Raw genomic sequence first — 17024 nt, 5'->3', positions numbered from 1 at the left:
GCAACGCCATGAAGCTGAAAAAAATCATATATGATTTTGAATTAAACCTGATAACAGTATTGCTTCCTGTCATGTGCACCATTGTGCTATTTGCGACGTTTGGAAGATATACGAAATGGTACAGCACCCCGTGGGCAGAGGAACTTTCAAGGTATATTTTTATTTGGATTGTATTTCTCGGAACTGTTATAGGAGTAAAGCGGCAGGCGCATTATAATGTGGATGTTCTGGTGGAAAAACTGCCGCCTGGAGGAAAGACCATTGTTTATTATATTCAGGTATGTGTGGAGCTTGCCTTTTTCGGCTTCATTGCATACCAGGCAGCTAAAATCATGAGAGTACAGATACGCATGAGCCAGACCTCCCCTTCACTGAAAATTCCCATGTATCTTGCTTATGGAGCAATACCTACGGGTATGGTTCTGTCATTTATCTGGACAGCGGTTGCCGCAGTCAGAAAAATGATATCCAAAGGCGGAAGAGAGGAGAGAACCAATGCTGATTAGTCTGTTTGGCATTTTGATTATTTTGCTGTTGTTGGGAGTTCCTATCGCTATTTCAGTGGGAATGGCTGTTATTATAGCTTTGGCAGTAAACGACCCGAATACAGCACTTATGGTTATACCGCAGAGGATGTTTACCTCGCTCGATACATTCCCATTTCTGGCAGTTCCATTTTTTGTTCTGGCAGGAAATTTGATGGAGAGAGGAGGAATATCCAAACGGCTGATTCGTCTGGGAACCGTACTTCTTAAGAAAATACCGGCTGCAATGGCCTGCGTGACCACTGTGTGTTCTGCATTTTTCGGAGCCATATCCGGTTCCAATCCCGCAACTGTGGCCGCTATAGGCGGAATCATGATTCCGGAGATGAAACGGAAAGGATATCCCGCAGACCGGGCGGGAGCAATTGCCGCTTCATCTGGAACGCTGGGGGTGGTAATTCCCCCAAGCATTCCCATGGTTACATATTCGGTGACGGCTTCCGTTTCAACTGGTGCTATGTTCATGGCTGGTTTTGTACCTGGAATTATGCTGGCTGTGGCTATTATTATTGTACATATATTATTGTGTTCAAAATATGAAAAGCAATGTGAGCCGGCGGACTCACAGGATGAAGCAGTATCCGGGGAAACGAATGAAAGCATGGGGAGAAAGATAACGGAAGCTGTCTGGGCACTTCTCATGCCAGGTATCATACTTGGGGGGATTTATGGAGGTATTTTTACACCTACAGAGGCAGCGGCAGTCTCATGTCTTTATGCAGTTATTATTAGTGTTTTTGTATACAAAGAACTAAGGTTTTCAGATATGAGGGAAATACTGGGAAAGTCGGCAGTAAGTACTGCATTGGTATTGCTGGTGTGCAGTGTATCGTCACCATTTTCCTGGGTAATGACCAGTGCTGGTCTGCCTGGCAGGATAGCCAGTACCATTCTGGCATTATTCCACAGCAAACTTTTAATTTTATTTATGATGAATCTTGTGCTCTTGTTTTTAGGCTGCTTTTTGGAAACACAGGCCATCATTCTGCTAATTACGCCTATTCTGCTGCCACTGGCAACGGAGTTAGGTTTGCCGGCAATTGCGCTTGGAATCATTATTGTAATTAACACGTCTATTGGTATGATTACGCCTCCTATGGCAGTTAACCTGTTTGTAGCCAGTGAGATATCCGGAGTCAGTATCATTAATGTCAGCAAACGAATCATTCCCTATCTGGCAGCGGAGATGGCTGTGTTGCTGCTGCTGACCTATGCACCCGACATCATTATGTGGTTCCCGAGACTTATGGGTATTTCATAGAATTTGAGGAGGAAATAAAATGAATTCATTTCACATAGCAGTTTTGCCAGGCGATGGCATAGGGCAGGAGATAACCGCACCATGTGCAGAACTGCTGCGTCAGGCAGTTGCAGAAAAAGGCATCAAACTGGAATTCCAGTATTTGGAGGCTGGCGCCGGACTTTACCGCAGAACTGGCGAGTCATTTCCGGAAGAAAACTTTAGGGAAGCTGCAAAGGCAGACGCAATTTATCTGGCTGCAATGGGGCTGCCGGATGTCAGGTATCCCGACGGGACAGAGATAGGGCCGCAGCATGACCTGCGCAAGAGACTTAAACTCTATGCTGGAGTGAGACCTTGTATTTCCATGAAAGGTCTTCCGCTCCCTCTTAAGGATATACGTGCCCAGAATTTGGATTTTGTTATTGTGCGTGAATCCATTGAAGGCATATTTGCATATCCCAGAAAGTCGCAGATTGACAGTGAACGTGAGGCGTATAATATTATGAAGGTCAGCCGTGATATATCTGAAAAATTGTTTGACTACAGCTTCAAGTTGGCACAAAAGCGGAAACAGGAGGGAAAACAGGGAAAGGTAACCTGTATTGATAAAGCAAATGTCCTTTCATCCATGTATTTTTTCCATCAGGTTTTCGAAGAGCAAAAAGCTAAATATCCGGATGTGGACAGCAATCATATGTATGTTGATGCGGCGGCTATGAACCTGATGCGTAATCCGTGGATATTTGATGTCTGCCCAACGGAAAATTTGTGCGGGGATATTCTTTCAGATATGGCCGCAGCTCTGATGGGAGGTATGGGTATGGCACCTTCTGGTGAGATTGGAGACGAGAATGCAGTATTTCAGCCTTGCCACGGTTCGGCACCGGATATTGCAGGGCTGGGAAAGGCGAACCCTACAGGGATGCTTTTGTCCGGGACCATGATGTTGGATTATCTGGCTGACCAGTTTCACGAGGAACGTCTTCACCAGGTGTCTGATGAAATTGTAGCAGCAGTTAGACGGGCATATGCCGGCGGCCGGCTGATTCCATGGGAACTTGGGGGAGAAAATGGACTTTCGGATATCATGCGGGAGATATACGGTCAGCTGGAAACTGGGAAGGGAGAGGGTGATGATTAGAAGCAGGAATAATTTTTTCCGGACTTCAGATGATGCGGTGATTTATTACGAGGAATATGGTCAGGGAAGGCCTATTGTGCTCCTGCATGGTTATCTGTGCAGTTCTAAATTCTTTTACAGGAATATAGAGGGGCTGTCCCGTAATAACCGGCTGATTCTGGTGGATTTCAGGGGACATGGAAGTTCATCCAAGATTCTGAGCGGACACAGTATCAGACGTTATGCCATGGATATAAAGGAGCTGTTGGATGTCCTGGAGGTGCAGGATGCACTGTTAGCAGGATGGAGCCTTGGAGCATCGGTAGTGCTGCAGTATCATCTGTTATATGGAGACACACATATTCGGGGACTAGGCCTTATAGACCCAACATTGACCCCGTGTGATGACGGTCCATGGAACATGCATATATTGAATGGCTATAACATGGATAAGGCAAATGATGTGATGACGGGGGCATATTGCGATTATGTAAAATATTGCAGAGAATTTGCCGGACGGATGCTCTTTTTTGACAAACATTCGGAGGAATTGGAGTGGATGATGTGCGAACATATGAAGACACCTCCGTGGATAGCATTTTCCATATGGACTGAATTTGCCCATACAGACGGCAGAGAGATGTTGAGGCAGATATATCTTCCGGTTGTTTTGTTCGGTGCAGATAGTATGGTTAATACAAAAGGCAGGGAGTGTGCTTCGGTTCACTATGCATCAGACATACCGAAAGGTGTTTATAGAGAAATATACCTTCATGACATCGGCGGTCACCTTTTGTTTTTAAAAGACAGTGAATTATTTAATGAGAGAGTATTAGTATTTGAGGGGCATTTGCAATAAAGGTGTTATTATTGGGATAGGGGGAATAGATTCTTGCTTCGCAAAAGAGAGGAACGCAGATGTCAGGTGATACCGGGGATGAAGGGAGGCGCAGGTGAATTCAGATTGCTTCATATTGCTGAGCCATCAGAAATGGGAGATAAGGCAGCTGTGTTTGCTGTGGGATGCCTGCCGCCAGGGGCTTCTGTTGGAAAACACAGGCACCAGGAGAGTATGGAGGTGTGTTGTTTTCTGGGCGGCAGCGGTATGGTCAGGGAAGAAAAAGCGGAATATGCGGTATCTGCAGGAGATGTGAGCATTTGTTTTGAAGGCGGGTGCCACGAAGTCATAAACACGGGCAGTATTGAGATGGTCTATCTGGCGCTTGTCATAAAGATGGATTCAAAGGAAGAGGATGGTGTATAGTGTCTGAAAAGAACTTGCTGTTTGGATGTATAGCAGATGATTTTACTGGTGCTGGTGATGCAGCCTCATTTCTGGCAGCAGCCGGTATGTGGACCATGCTGTTTACAGGAATACCAGAAAAGAGTCTTAAAGAAATGCCACAGGCAGCTGTAATTGCTTTAAAGACGCGGACTGCGCCAAGGGATGAGGCTGTTAAAGAAACGCTTGAAGCTGCACGATGGCTGAAAGAAATGGGCGCTCAGCAAATATATCTGAAATACTGTTCTACCTTTGATTCCACACCAAATGGCAACATAGGGCCAACAGCAGACGCTCTTTTGGAAGAATTTGATGAAGCGTATACGGTCCTGTGTCCTGCCTTGCCAGTGAACGGAAGAACGGTAAGGGAAGGACGTCTATTAATAGATGGAGTCCCCTTGCATAGGAGTTCCATGAGAAATCATCCATTGACACCCATGTGGGACGACAGGATTCAGATATTGATGGAGGCCCAAAGCCGCTATAAAGCATATCCCATATCCATTGGGCAGGTACAGAATGGGTATCTTCCTTTTAAAACTGGGGAGCAGCATTTCTATCTGATTCCGGATTATTATAAATCAGAGCATGGGGAGGAAATTGCAAAACAGTATGGAAAGCTCCGGATTCTGACAGGAGGGTCAGGGCTGATTTCTGCATTAGCTGATATATATGTACAGATGTACGGGAAAAGGAATAATGCATACTGTATTCAGGCCTCTTATGGAAAAACGGTTATTCTGGCGGGAAGCTGTTCCAAAGCCACACTTGGACAGATTGATTATTATCAAAAGAATGGCGGCATTTCGTATCAGATAAAACCACAGTCTTTATTGGAGGGAATACAGAAAATAGATGATGTGTATGAATTTATGGATGCCCATAGTGAGAATCAAGTGTTGATATACAGTTCGGCCTCTGCTGAAAAGGTTAGAGAGTCCCAGCAATACGGAAACGAAAGAGTATCTTCCATATTGGAAACACTGACAGCCCGGATTGCTGTATATGCGGTCCGGTCAGGCAGGGGCAGGATAATTGTAGCTGGAGGGGAAACCTCCGGAGCAGTGACAAAAGCCCTGGGTTATCATTCTTATTTTATAGGGGAAAGCATTGCGCCGGGAGTTCCGGTCATGGTTCCGAGGGAGGATGCACATATACGTCTCGTACTTAAGTCGGGAAATTTTGGACAGATTGATTTTTTTGAGAGAGCGATTAGAGTTTTAGAGAAAGATGATAATAAACGTGTAACATGACTAAAAGCTGCAATACATATATTGAATGTGACAAACATCTTCTGGCCTACAGTCAGAGGATGTTTGCAATTCACCATTGTTTTATCAGAATGGATTTGTTATAATAAACTACATCTGAATGTTTTATCGGTTTAATCTGCTTTAGGCAGCAGGTCCGCTGCTGGGCGTATTCGCCATTTTTCCATGGTTTTAAAGCACAGCTGAAGATAAGACTGGCGCTAAACGCCGGGAACAGGGACGGATGCGGCCTTTTATACCGGAGCAGCAAAGAGGAGTTTGATTATGACGCAGTATGAGATATTAAAACAGTATTTTGGCTATGACACGTTCAGGGACGGGCAGGATGTGCTGATTCAAAGCATTCTGGAGGGAAGGGACGTATTGGGGGTCATGCCCACAGGGGCAGGAAAATCCCTGTGTTATCAAATCCCGGCCCTTATGATGGAGGGAATCACCCTGGTTATTTCACCGCTTATTTCCCTGATGAAGGACCAGGTAAGCAATTTAAACCAGGTGGGAATCCTGGCTGCCTATATTAACAGTTCACTGACCGCGGCGCAGTATTATAAGGTATTGGACCTGGCCAGGGCAGGCAGATATCCGATTATCTACGTTGCGCCTGAGCGTCTGATGTCTGAGGATTTCCTCCGGTTTGCCCTGAGCAGCCAGGTGAAGATATCCATGGTAGCTGTGGACGAGGCCCATTGTGTATCCCAGTGGGGCCAGGATTTCAGGCCCAGTTATCTGAAAATAGTGGATTTCATCAACCAGCTTCCGGCCAGGCCTGTTGTAAGCGCATTTACAGCCACTGCCACAGCGGAAGTGCGGGATGACATCATTGATATCCTCATGCTCAGGAATCCACAGGTTATGACCACTGGCTTTAACCGCCCCAATCTCTACTTTGGCGTACAGTCCCCTAAGGATAAATATGCAACCATGGTAAATTACCTGGAACGCCATAAGGGAGAAAGCGGCATCATATACTGCCTGACCAGAAAAGTGGTGGAGGAAATCTGCGGACAGCTGATAAGGGAGGGATTTTCCGTTACACGGTATCACGCGGGCTTAAGCGACAGTGAGCGCAGGCATAACCAGGAGGATTTTATCTATGACCGTGCCCAAATCATGGTTGCCACCAATGCCTTTGGCATGGGAATAGACAAGTCCAATGTCAGATTTGTGGTGCATTATAATATGCCGAAGAATATGGAATCATATTACCAGGAAGCAGGCAGGGCAGGAAGGGATGGCGAGCCGTCGGAGTGCATCCTTTTGTATGGCGGCCAGGATGTTGTGACCAATCAGTTCTTTATCGACCATAACCAGGACAACGAGGCACTAGACCCCATAACCCGGGAAATCGTTATGGAGCGGGACCGGGAACGCCTGCGGAAAATGACATTTTACTGTTTTACAAATGAATGCCTGCGGGATTACATACTGAGATATTTTGGGGAATATGGAAGCAATTACTGCGGGAACTGCTCCAACTGCCTGAGTCAGTTTGAGACAGTGGATGTGACGGATATCTCGCGGATACTGATGGGATGCGTGGAGAGCTGCAGGCAGAGATATGGTATTAATGTGATTATTGATACGGTCCACGGCGCCAATACAGTCAAGATACGCAATTACAGGATGGATGAGAACCCTCATTACGGAGAACTGTCAAAGGTACCCGCCTATAAGCTGCGCCAGGTCATGAACCATCTGATGCTGAGCGGATATCTGGCAGTGACAAACGATGAGTATGCGATTGTGAGATTGACCGGAAGGTCAAAGGGGGTTCTGGAAGACGGCGAGCCGGTTGCCATGAAGATGGCCAGGGAGGCAGAGCATCCTGCCAAAGTGGCTGATGGAAGTACAGGAAAAGGAAGAAAGGGCAGGAAGGGGCTTTCTGCCGGGGCAGCGGGTCTGTCCGGACTGGGTGGAACAGAGTTTACGGAAGCAGACGAGACGCTGTTTGAAAAGCTGCGCGCTGTCCGTACAGAGATTGCAAAGGAAGAAAAGGTACCGCCATACATCGTATTCTCAGATAAGACATTGACGCATATGTGCATTGTGAAGCCGGCTACGAAAGCGGAAATGCTGAATGTTTCAGGCGTGGGAGAATTTAAGTATGAAAAGTATGGGGAGCGTTTTTTGGCCTGCGTGCAGGCGGAGATGGATAAAATAGGGGCTGAAAACAGTCATAAAGATAAGAAGCATGCCGAAAAGAGCAATCGTGCAAATCATATGGAAAACAACCATATAGAAGATGAGATGTTTTTTGAAGGCGATGATTTGTATTTTACCAGCGATGGTGATGAATTTGATGACTGGTCATTGGAAACAGCACTGACCGCTTGGGAAAATGGGGGCCAGGAACATGAACGGACCGGGGAAGCGCCGGCAGAGATAAATACGGTCAAGAAGAAAAGGACCGGTAAAAGCAAGGCGGATTTTACCATGACCGGGGAACTGGCAGCCCGGGTCCCGTACTCAGAACGGATATCCTTAAGTGATTTTATTTCTCAGATTAACAGTCTGAGGGATGGTGACTCAATGAAGCGCCTGACCATAAAGTCGGTTGAACAGAAATTAATGGAAGACGGGGACTTTGAGGAATATCATGTGAACGGAATACCCCGCAAAAGACTGACGGACAGGGGCTGGGAATTCGGAATCGAGGCAGAGAAACGGCTGAGCGAGAAAGGAAATGAATACGAGGTGTTTTTTTACAGAGAGAATGCACAGCGTAAAATTGTAGAATGGTTATCGGGAAAAAAATGATTGTTACTGTAACGGATAAAATTGGAGGAAGCAGAGCCGGCTGTTAAGCTGTTCTGTTTCCTTTTTTGTTGGAAGTACTTTGGTTGAAACAAGGGAAAATGGCAGGGAAAGCCGGGAAAAGCCGGAAAAACCGGAAAGGAAAATGCCTTAAAAGCATGAGGCAAAATGCAATATAAGTATTGGATGCACATGGATTTTTGTTTTACAATCAATGTATCAAAGGCATAAGGTTTGCCCCGGTCTGATAAAAACAGACACGATTAAACAATAGAAGGAGGAGATAGATAATATGAACAGTTTACATAAAACAGACCCGGAATTTATGGAACGCCTGGAATATTTTATGGCAGAAGAAGTTGCAAGGGAACCCGGACAGCATCTGGATGAGCCGGTGCGGTATATGGCAATCCTGGCTGCCTTAATCGGGTGCCAGGCCGCGGAACTGTTTCGTGAAATCCTGCCAGAGGCTCTGGATAACGGACTGACACCGGTGAAGATAAAGGAAATTATATACCAGTCCGCGGATTATGTGGGAATCGGAAGGATGCGTCCCTTTCTGACCGCTGTGAATGAGGTGCTGGAAGGCAGGGGAGTAACGCTTCCCCTTCCCGGCCAGGCCACCACGACCCTGGAGGACCGTCTGGAAAAGGGGTCCCTGGTCCAGGTGGATATATTCGGCGGAGGAATGGCGGATTTCTGGAAAAAGGGCCATATCAACCGGTGGCTGGCTGCCAACTGTTTCGGGGACTATTACACCAGAAAGGGGCTGGACCTTGGGGAGCGGGAAATGATTACCTTCTGCTTTCTGGCAGCCCAGGGCGGATGTGACCCCCAGCTGACCAGCCATGCCGCGGGAAACATGGGCCTGGGAAATGACAGGGACTTTTTAATCAGGGTGGTATCCCAGTGTCTGCCCTATATAGGATATCCGCGCAGTTTGAACGCAATTGCATGTATCAATAAGGCCGCAGAAGCAGACAATGAAAAGGAGAAGCATACATTGAAACGTTCCGATGAAGCTGCGTTCAGCAAAGAGAATATCTTTGGAAAGGGGGAGGAAAACACTGGATTTGCCCAATATTTCATAGGAAAATCCTATCTGAATCCCCTGACAGTTCCGGGGGAGAGCGCTGTGTTCCTGGCAAATGTTACCTTTGAACCTGGATGCCGGAATAACTGGCATATCCACCATGCTTCCAAAGGCGGTGGCCAGCTGTTAATCTGCACAGCGGGAAGCGGATGGTACCAGGAGGAGGGAAAGGACGCAGTCAGCCTGGAACCGGGGATGGTAATTACGATTCCACCGGAGGTAAAGCATTGGCACGGAGCCAAATCCGACAGATGGTTCAGCCATATTGCAGTGGAGGTCCCGGGAGAGGATACGGAAAATGAATGGTGCGGACCGGTGACGGACGAGGCATACAATCAACTTGATTTTGCTACGCCTGCTTCAAACAAGTCATAAAACGTTGCCATTGATAACTTCATGGATTTGGGGAATGTTAAATAGTAAAAATAAGACATTGAAACCCATTATTATATTATTCATGATTTTATCAGAAGGAAGGCGCAGCCATGAAATTCGACGCAGTTTATTATGAGCCGGCTATCTTAGACTACCCTCTGGGCCGGCAGCTCAGGGAGGACTACAGGGACCTTCCCTGGATTCCCATTGAGAGCCATAATTCCATCCGGGAAATGCAGGAAAAGCCCAATGGCCAGTTCGGACACATGAAACGCAACCTCATTGCAGGCATACGCAAGACTCACAAATACGTGGAAAACCATAAGGTTTCCGACTACCTGGTCCCATACACCTCATCCGGCTGTACGGCCATGTGCCTGTACTGCTATCTGGTGTGCAATTATAATAAATGCGCCTATCTCAGGCTGTTTGTAAACAGGGAACAGATGCTGGACCGAATTATCAGGAAAGGGAAAAACAGTGATAAACCCCTTACCTTTGAGATTGGAAGCAACAGTGACCTGGTGCTGGAAAATACCATAACGGGAAACCTACTGTATACAATTCCGCGTTTTGCAGAGGAAGGCATGGGAAAACTTACATTTCCAACTAAGTTCCATATGGTGGAGCCTCTGTTGGACCTGGACCACCAAGGCAAGGTGATTTTCCGCATGAGTGTCAACCCCCAGCCCATTATCAGTAAAATAGAGCTTGGCACATCCGGTTTAAAACAGAGGATAGAAGCAGTTAACCGGATGTGTGAGGCAGGCTATCCCTGCGGACTTCTGATAGCTCCTGTCATATTAATGGAGGGCTGGAGGGAAATGTATACCGGACTTCTGGAAGAACTGAGGGACGGTCTTTCAGATAAAATGAAAAGCCGGATGTTTCTGGAGGTCATTTTAATGACCTATTCCTATATCCACCGGGCTATTAACAGCGAAGCGTTTCCCAATGCACCGGACCTGTATGACAGGGAGCAGATGAAAGGCAGAGGCAGGGGAAGGTACTGCTACCGGTCGGAGTCCAGAACAGAGGCCGAAATGTACCTGCGGGCGGAAATCCGGCGGATATTGGGGAATGTGCCAATCCTCTATATAAGCTGAAATGTTTATGTACTCTTTGGACGGCCTGATGGCAGGCATACGGTCGGAGCCCAGGCTGCCCTAATGTTATCCGGAGGCAGAAATGGATTGGGAGCAGGAACTTTTATGAGCAGCAGGGGTTATGGGAAGGAGCGCTTATGAGCAGGAATGCCTGTGGATTCCAACGCCTAACAGCGCAGAAACCAGTTCTGTTACAGGAAAAGCCAGCCAGACACCGGTCATGCCCCAAAGGCTGGACAGGACAAATGCCATGGGAATAATGAGTACCAGCCCTCTTAACAGGGAAATGATATGGGCAGGAACCGCCTGTTCCGTGGAGGTAAAGAAGATGGACAGGATGATATTGACGCCTGCGGCCAGTATTCCGGTAAAATACAGTCTTAGTCCATACTCAGCTATGACCTGCAGCTGGTGGTTTTGTTCGCTGTTAAATACAGCTGTTATGGGAGCTGCGCCGTAACAGATGACAGCATACAGCGTCAGGGAGACGACAGCAGCCGTGGTGAGCCCATACCGCAGCATTACCCGGCTTCTGGCGGAATCACCGCAGCCGTAAGCACTGCTGATTAATGGCTGGATTCCCTGTGCAATGCCCGTGAAAATGGATATGACCACAAGAGACAGATTGGCAATGACGCCGTAAGCAGCCACACCCACATTTCCCTTAAGTCCCAGGATGATTATATTGAATACGATAATGACAATGCCGGACGACACCTCCGTGATGAGGGAGGGGAATCCCAGCGACAGGATGAGAAGAGCCATCCTGCCCTGGATAGCTGTTTTGGCGAGATGGAATCCCTTATTCTTTTTCATCCAGTGGCCGGACATGATGGCAATGCTGATTAGGGGCGCCAGCCCGGTGGCCAATACTGCGCCGAATATGCCCATGCCCAGCGGAAATATAAAGACATAGTCCAACAGGATGTTGGCCATGCTGCCGCCCAGCATGGCAAGCATGGAAAGCTTTGGATTTCCGTCATTCCTTACGAAACATACCAGGATATCACCCAGCATAAAGGCCGGGGCGAAGAGCAGTATCATTTTCAGATAGGTCTGAGTCATTTCTGCCACCTCTCCGTCCGCACCCAGGAGTACTGTAATCTGTGTGGACAGAAACAGGCCTGCCAGGAAGAAAAGGACAGCCAGAATCCCCGCAAAGAACAGGGTGTTTGTAAAAATCTGGTCCGAAAGTCCGGATTTCCGGCTGATTGAGAATTTGGTGGCGCCTCCGATTCCAAACATGAGTCCGCTTCCATGGATGAAGCTGTAGATGGGAATGGCCAGGTTCAGGGCTGCAAGACCGCTGGTCCCCAGTCCCTTGGCTATGAAAAAAGTGTCTGCCAGTATGTAGCAGGAAAGGCCTATCATTCCCAGCACGTTTAATGCTGTGTATTTGGTGAACTCTTTTAAGCACGATGTGTCCTGCATTGTGACCTCCTGAAATTTTCTGTAGATTTTAGGTGTTCCCATGAAAGACTGCCGGAATCTTACGGAACATAAAAAGCGCCAGTACTTTCTATCTTCTGGAGCGAATTGCGGAATTGGCTGCCTGGTTTTAAAACCTGGTTCTGATTCCTGATTCGTATTGCTCCTGGGCCTGACGATAGAAAGCCTGACGCTGATATTTTTACCCGGCGGCAAAAATCCAGCCTGTGTCCGGATAACGGATGGGTTGGAATTTGTATGGGGAGATTATAGCATGGGGGAGGGTGGATGTCAATTGGAGAATGTTACTCCTGCTGGTCTTTCACAATCTTCTCCATCTGTGCAATTTCCTTCTCCTGCACATCAATGATATTCTGGGCCATGGTCCGTATCTCTTCGTAGTCCGTATATTCCAGAATATCCCTGGCCATATCCACAGCCATCTGATGATGCATAATCATGCCCTCTGCAAATGCCTGGTCCAGACTGTTCACGCCGGAGGCGTCCATGTGGTGGGACATGGAGTCATCGGCAAACATTTTGCTGTATTGCTCCAGATAAGCATCCTCCTTTGTCTGGTCCTTTTTTCCGTCTTTTTCATATGATTTAACCAGTTCGTTCATCTGCTTGAGTTCATCCTTCTGGGCGGTTATGATATCCTGGGCAATGGTTTTTAGCTCATCACTTTTTCCCTCATAGCTAAGATAACTCTCAGACATTTTAATGGCTGCCTCGTGGTGGGGAATCATGCCCCGAAGGAAGTCCAGGGAAGCATTTCCTGATTTTTCACGGATGACCATATCCTCCATCATATTCATCATGATGGAATCCTGTTCGGTCAGGTAACGGCTCAGGTCATCGCCGGATTGGTTCATATGTCCGTTGTGTCCGCTGTGGTCCGAAACATTGCCGGAGCCGGATGAGGTCTGTTCCTGGGAGCCGGTTCCCGCATCTGATTGTGATAACGCGGAATTTTCAATGCTTTCCGTCTGGTTCTCAGAGGATTGTCCGGTATCAGAGCCATTGCGGTTGTTGGAGGCAAATGCAGCTGCCACGGCCACGATGATGACCAGGGCCACGCAGATGCCAATGACCCAGGTTCGCATATTTTTGTTCATAATCTCGTTCTCCTTTTATACTTCAATCTGGTGGGTTCAATCTGACATGGATTAGTATCCGCTAAATTCTGGGAAATATTCTGGGGTTGTAATGATAGAGGTTAACAAAAGAATCAGTGTATAAATTATTTGATATTTTACTATCCGCGCAGGCGTATATTTTTGCTTTCTAAAAATGAGTACCGAAAGTCAGCAGTTGCAGGTTGTGTTTTATTTGACTTTAACTTATAATGAATCGTAAATGATTTTATTGGTGAAAGGAAACACGATGACATCAATCAATGCACAGCCATTTGTGAAATGGGCGGGCGGGAAAAGACAATTACTTGATCGGATAAAAGCAAGGCTGCCGAAACATTTTAATGGCTATATGGAACCATTTGTCGGTGGTGGTGCAGTATATTTTGGATTGCAGCCGGAAAAAGCCATTATAAATGATATAAATGAGTCATTGATTAACGCTTACCGCCAAATACAAATTTCACCAGAAGAATTTGTCAATGTTATTTCAGAGCATGACAGAAAAATAGCAGATGCGGGAAAAGAGTATTATTATAAGGTCAGAGAGCTCTATAATGATAAATTGATGAGAGCAGAATATGATATGGAGCTGGCTGTTTTATTTGTATTTCTTAATAAACACTGTTTTAATGGGCTTTATAGAGTGAATGGAAGTGGCTTGTTTAACGTGCCATATAATAATAGTGTGAAAGAATCGTGCAGTAGAGAAAATATTTTGGCTGTATCAAGGAGCCTGCAGAAGGTCTGTATTAAGAGCGGTGATTTTCAGGATGCCTGTGAATTGGCAAAAAAGGATGATTTTATTTTTCTTGACAGCCCTTATGCTCCCTTGAATCCAACGTCCTTTAATTCTTACACTAAGGAAGGGTTTGATATAGAAAGTCACAAACGTGTGGCTGTAGTATTTAGAGAACTTACAAAACGGGGCTGTTATTGTATGCTTACAAATCATAATACAGAGCTTATTAATGAACTGTATGCGGATTTTAATAAAACAGTAGTTGATGTAAGACGTATGATAAATTCTGATGCAAAGAATCGCGTAGGTAAGGAGATTATTATAACAAATTATTAATATGTGAAAGTGATGCGTCACTAAACCGTACAAAAGATGGCCTGTAAGAGAGAAAACAGAATTCTGGAAAAGTGTGCAATTATATGATAAAATAAAAAAACAAAGATAAAAACACAACGCACCCACCGTCAGGCCGGTGCAGAGCCGGTAGGTAGTCCGGCCGTATTCCCGCATCCCTGTTTCAAAAGCAGGGACCATGAGAATGTAAGTAACCCTCCCTCCTTGGGTCGTCCGTTCTTTGTTCATCACATTTCAAAGGAGGAATTGTCATGGACAAAGTATCGGTAGTACTGAGAGTATTTTTTGAGGACCCATTCTGGATTGGAGTGATGGAACGGGTGGACAGCGGGAAAATGGCTGTGTGCAAGATTACCTTTGGCCCGGAGCCAAAGGATTATGAGGTACACGAATTCCTTGCAAGAGAATACTACGGTCTGCGGTTTAGTCCGGCTGTGGCAGCTGCTGTAAAGGAGAGCCATGAAAACCCCAAGCGGATGAAACGCCGGGTCAGAAGGGAACTTAAGGATTCAGGCATGGGAACCAAATCCCAGCAGGCCCTGAAACTGCAGCAGGAGCAGATGAAGACTGACAGGAAGGTTGTAAGCCGGGAGAAAAGGGAAGCAGAAGCCAGGCGTCAGTTTGAACTGAAACAGCAAAAGAAAAAAGAAAAGCACAGGGGCAGGTAACACTGCCTCTGTGTTTTTAAAACCATGAAAGTGAGGTTTGTCATCCATGAAAATAGACCGTCTCATCGGCATCCTGTCCATCCTTCTCCAGCGGGAAAAGGTAACAGCCCCCTATCTCGCGGAAAAGTTTGAGGTATCCCGCAGGACCATTAACCGGGACATAGAGGATATATGCAAGGCCGGAATCCCCCTTGTCACCAGCCGGGGGCCAGGAGGCGGAATTTCCATCATGGAGGGATACCGTATGGACCGTACCCTCATTACCTCGGGGGAAATGGAAGCAATCCTGGCAGGCCTCAGAAGCCTTGACAGCGTATCGGGCTCAGCCAGGTACCGTCTGCTGATGGATAAGCTGGCGCTTGGAAAGCAGGATATCATAAGCAATGACAGCAGTATCCTTATCAATCTCTCATCCTGGTACCGACAGTCCCTGGCGCCTAAGATACACCTGATTCAGAACTCCATAGAAGCATGCCGCCAAATACATTTTACCTACTATTCACCAACGGGGGAAACCAGCCGTACCATAGAGCCGTATCTGCTGGTATTCCAGTGGTCATCCTGGTATGTGTGGGGATTCTGCCTGCTGCGCCAGGATTACCGGCTGTTTAAGCTGAACCGTATGGTGGATTTGGAAGACGGTCAGGAAGTTTTTGAGAGACGTACCCTGCCGGCCTATGAAAATGAGGCGGACCGTCCCTTCCCTGTTCATTTTCTGGTAAAGGCCCGGTGCAAACCGTCCATTAAATGGAGGATTGTAGATGAATTTGGCCCGGAGACCCTGGAGGAACTGCCGGATGGCAATTATATGTTTACCGCCGGATACTCAGACAAGGAAAATCTGTTTGGCTGGATTTTAAGTCTTGGTGACCAGATTGAACTATTAGAACCCAGTGAATTCCGGTCAGAGCTGGCAGAGTTAGGACGCCGGATTCATGGAATATATACATAAACCGGAATAATGTCTAAACATGACAGGCAGATGTCCTGTTTCCTGCGGTACAATGAGTACATAAAACATGCCATACATGGCACGAAAGCTGCTAAAAGACAGCAGCTAAGTGCTCATAACGAGCCCCTCCACTAGGTTCGTGAAGGACCTCACCAAGTGGAGATGTCATGTATCGCACGTAAGCTGCTAAAAGACAGCAGCTAAGTGCTCATAACGAGGAGGAAGGAATATGGAGAGGATTGTGACATGCTGCGGATGTATCTGCAATGAATGTCCCTATTATCCAAAGGAATGCGAGGGATGCCCGGAGATTCAGGGAAAACCATTCTGGCTGAAATACACAGGGGAGGAAAGGTGCAGTATATATCAGTGCTGTGTAGTGGAAAGGAAACTGCCTCACTGCGGCAGGTGCAGTGAGCTTCCCTGTAATCGGTATAATCAGCAGGACCCAACCAGGACACCGGAGGAAAATGCAGAGGGATTAAAGAAGATGCTGGAGATACTCCGGTCCCTGGATTGACAGAGTACATATCATATAAGGAGGAACCAAGATGGCTTCCAGTCTGGAATATGTCCGGTATGTAGCCGCACAGTTAAGCGGTGCAGGTACCATTTCTTATAAAAAATTATTTGGCGAGTACGGACTCTGGTGTGATGGGAAGTTCTTTGGTACGGTGGAGGACAACCAGTTTTACGTAAAAATGACAGAGGCCGGCCATAGGCTTCTTCCTGAGGCAGAACCAATGGCGCCCCACGGCGGCCGTCCGGGAATGTATCTGGTGGAGGAGATGGATGACAGGGATTTTCTGTCCTCCCTGGTCCTGGAAACATGCAGTCAGCTGCCGGAACCATCCGCACCAAAACCAAAGAAAATAAAGCGCTCAGAATAAATTCGGTAATGGGAAAGTTATTTAAATAAGAGTATCTGAAGAAGACGGCAGCCCAGGTATCATTG

General features: G+C 46.8%; 16 protein-coding genes and 1 pseudogene. 15 read left to right on the top strand and 2 right to left on the bottom strand.

All coding sequences use genetic code 11. The annotated features are described in order from the left end of the window. The first annotated feature begins 8 nt into the window (after nt 1–8). The 10 genes and pseudogenes from FGS84_RS15545 (at nt 9) to FGS84_RS15505 (ending at nt 10789) form a co-directional block, all read left to right on the top strand. Complete coding sequence (locus FGS84_RS15545; RefSeq protein WP_138309450.1) at nt 9–506, top strand: TRAP transporter small permease; 498 nt, start codon at nt 9–11, stop codon at nt 504–506. Further along, entirely contained in the window at nt 496–1806 is a 1311-nt protein-coding gene (locus FGS84_RS15540) for a TRAP transporter large permease (RefSeq protein WP_138309449.1), read from the top strand. Before FGS84_RS15545 ends, FGS84_RS15540 begins: the two co-directional genes overlap by 11 nt. A gap of 19 nt (nt 1807–1825) precedes the next feature. Beyond that, nucleotides 1826–2929 carry an isocitrate/isopropylmalate family dehydrogenase gene (locus FGS84_RS15535; protein ID WP_138309448.1) on the top strand — a complete coding sequence of 368 codons (1104 nt, stop codon included), beginning with the start codon at nt 1826–1828 and terminating at the stop codon, nt 2927–2929. Further along, entirely contained in the window at nt 2859–3767 is a 909-nt protein-coding gene (locus FGS84_RS15530) for an alpha/beta hydrolase (protein WP_138309447.1), read from the top strand. The genes FGS84_RS15535 and FGS84_RS15530 overlap by 71 nt, the downstream gene beginning before the upstream one ends. Nucleotides 3768–3800: 33 nt before the next feature. After that, the gene (locus FGS84_RS15525; RefSeq protein ID WP_138309446.1) at nt 3801–4172 is read left to right on the top strand and encodes a cupin domain-containing protein; all 372 of its coding nucleotides are present in this window, start codon (nt 3801–3803) and stop codon (nt 4170–4172) included. Beyond that, nucleotides 4172–5443, top strand: a complete 1272-nt coding sequence (gene otnK / locus FGS84_RS15520) for a 3-oxo-tetronate kinase (RefSeq protein WP_243129989.1) — start codon at nt 4172–4174, stop codon at nt 5441–5443. Before FGS84_RS15525 ends, otnK begins: the two co-directional genes overlap by 1 nt. 282 nt (nt 5444–5725) lie before the next feature. After that, complete coding sequence (gene recQ / locus FGS84_RS15515; protein WP_138309445.1) at nt 5726–8218, top strand: DNA helicase RecQ; 2493 nt, start codon at nt 5726–5728, stop codon at nt 8216–8218. 289 nt (nt 8219–8507) lie between these two features. After that, a pseudogene (locus FGS84_RS15510) lies at nt 8508–9161 on the top strand (carboxymuconolactone decarboxylase family protein); the annotation flags it as partial. Between the two features lie 57 nt (nt 9162–9218). Further along, nucleotides 9219–9683, top strand: a complete 465-nt coding sequence (locus FGS84_RS30905; RefSeq protein ID WP_171042647.1) for a cupin domain-containing protein — start codon at nt 9219–9221, stop codon at nt 9681–9683. A gap of 110 nt (nt 9684–9793) precedes the next feature. Further along, entirely contained in the window at nt 9794–10789 is a 996-nt protein-coding gene (locus tag FGS84_RS15505; RefSeq protein ID WP_138309444.1) for a spore photoproduct lyase family protein, read from the top strand. Nucleotides 10790–10924: 135 nt separating this feature from the next. Here the strand turns inward: FGS84_RS15505 and FGS84_RS15500 are convergent, their stop codons facing one another. Continuing rightward, nucleotides 10925–12220, bottom strand: coding sequence for an MATE family efflux transporter (locus FGS84_RS15500; RefSeq protein WP_138309443.1), 1296 nt, complete (start codon nt 12218–12220; stop codon nt 10925–10927). Between the two features lie 302 nt (nt 12221–12522). Next, nucleotides 12523–13335, bottom strand: a complete 813-nt coding sequence (locus tag FGS84_RS15495; RefSeq protein ID WP_138309442.1) for a DUF305 domain-containing protein — start codon at nt 13333–13335, stop codon at nt 12523–12525. Between the two features lie 268 nt (nt 13336–13603). Between FGS84_RS15495 and FGS84_RS15490 the strand changes: the two genes are divergently transcribed. The 5 genes from FGS84_RS15490 (at nt 13604) to FGS84_RS15470 (ending at nt 16959) form a co-directional block, all read left to right on the top strand. Then, the gene (locus FGS84_RS15490; protein ID WP_138309441.1) at nt 13604–14431 is read left to right on the top strand and encodes a Dam family site-specific DNA-(adenine-N6)-methyltransferase; all 828 of its coding nucleotides are present in this window, start codon (nt 13604–13606) and stop codon (nt 14429–14431) included. A 269-nt stretch (nt 14432–14700) separates the two neighbouring features. Beyond that, on the top strand, nt 14701–15117 hold the full coding sequence (locus FGS84_RS15485; protein ID WP_138309440.1) for a YjdF family protein: 417 nt from the start codon (nt 14701–14703) through the stop codon (nt 15115–15117). A gap of 46 nt (nt 15118–15163) precedes the next feature. Further along, entirely contained in the window at nt 15164–16069 is a 906-nt protein-coding gene (locus FGS84_RS15480) for a YafY family protein (protein WP_138309439.1), read from the top strand. Nucleotides 16070–16298: 229 nt separating this feature from the next. After that, the gene (locus FGS84_RS15475; protein WP_138309438.1) at nt 16299–16589 is read left to right on the top strand and encodes a DUF3795 domain-containing protein; all 291 of its coding nucleotides are present in this window, start codon (nt 16299–16301) and stop codon (nt 16587–16589) included. Nucleotides 16590–16620: 31 nt separating this feature from the next. Continuing rightward, nucleotides 16621–16959, top strand: coding sequence for a TfoX/Sxy family protein (locus tag FGS84_RS15470; protein WP_138309437.1), 339 nt, complete (start codon nt 16621–16623; stop codon nt 16957–16959). The last annotated feature ends 65 nt before the right edge of the window (nt 16960–17024 follow it).

The organism is Clostridium sp. 1001271st1 H5, assembly GCF_005845215.1.
Classification (GTDB): Bacteria; Bacillota; Clostridia; order Lachnospirales; family Lachnospiraceae; genus Enterocloster.
Note: the sequence above shows the minus strand (reverse complement) of the source record. Positions and strands in the feature narration are given on the sequence as shown.

Bases quoted from the DNA above. Each gene is read 5' to 3' on its own strand.
- recQ (WP_138309445.1), top strand. From the start codon at position 5,726: ATGACGCAGTATGAGATATTAAAACAGTATTTTGGCTATGACACGTTC.
- FGS84_RS15500 (WP_138309443.1), bottom strand. From the start codon at position 12,220: ATGCAGGACACATCGTGCTTAAAAGAGTTCACCAAATACACAGCATTA.
- FGS84_RS15490 (WP_138309441.1), top strand. From the start codon at position 13,604: ATGACATCAATCAATGCACAGCCATTTGTGAAATGGGCGGGCGGGAAA.
- FGS84_RS15535 (WP_138309448.1), top strand. From the start codon at position 1,826: ATGAATTCATTTCACATAGCAGTTTTGCCAGGCGATGGCATAGGGCAG.
- FGS84_RS15530 (WP_138309447.1), top strand. From the start codon at position 2,859: ATGGACTTTCGGATATCATGCGGGAGATATACGGTCAGCTGGAAACTG.
- FGS84_RS15545 (WP_138309450.1), top strand. From the start codon at position 9: ATGAAGCTGAAAAAAATCATATATGATTTTGAATTAAACCTGATAACA.
- FGS84_RS15485 (WP_138309440.1), top strand. From the start codon at position 14,701: ATGGACAAAGTATCGGTAGTACTGAGAGTATTTTTTGAGGACCCATTC.
- FGS84_RS15505 (WP_138309444.1), top strand. From the start codon at position 9,794: ATGAAATTCGACGCAGTTTATTATGAGCCGGCTATCTTAGACTACCCT.
- FGS84_RS15480 (WP_138309439.1), top strand. From the start codon at position 15,164: ATGAAAATAGACCGTCTCATCGGCATCCTGTCCATCCTTCTCCAGCGG.
- FGS84_RS15475 (WP_138309438.1), top strand. From the start codon at position 16,299: ATGGAGAGGATTGTGACATGCTGCGGATGTATCTGCAATGAATGTCCC.
- FGS84_RS15495 (WP_138309442.1), bottom strand. From the start codon at position 13,335: ATGAACAAAAATATGCGAACCTGGGTCATTGGCATCTGCGTGGCCCTG.
- FGS84_RS15470 (WP_138309437.1), top strand. From the start codon at position 16,621: ATGGCTTCCAGTCTGGAATATGTCCGGTATGTAGCCGCACAGTTAAGC.
- FGS84_RS15540 (WP_138309449.1), top strand. From the start codon at position 496: ATGCTGATTAGTCTGTTTGGCATTTTGATTATTTTGCTGTTGTTGGGA.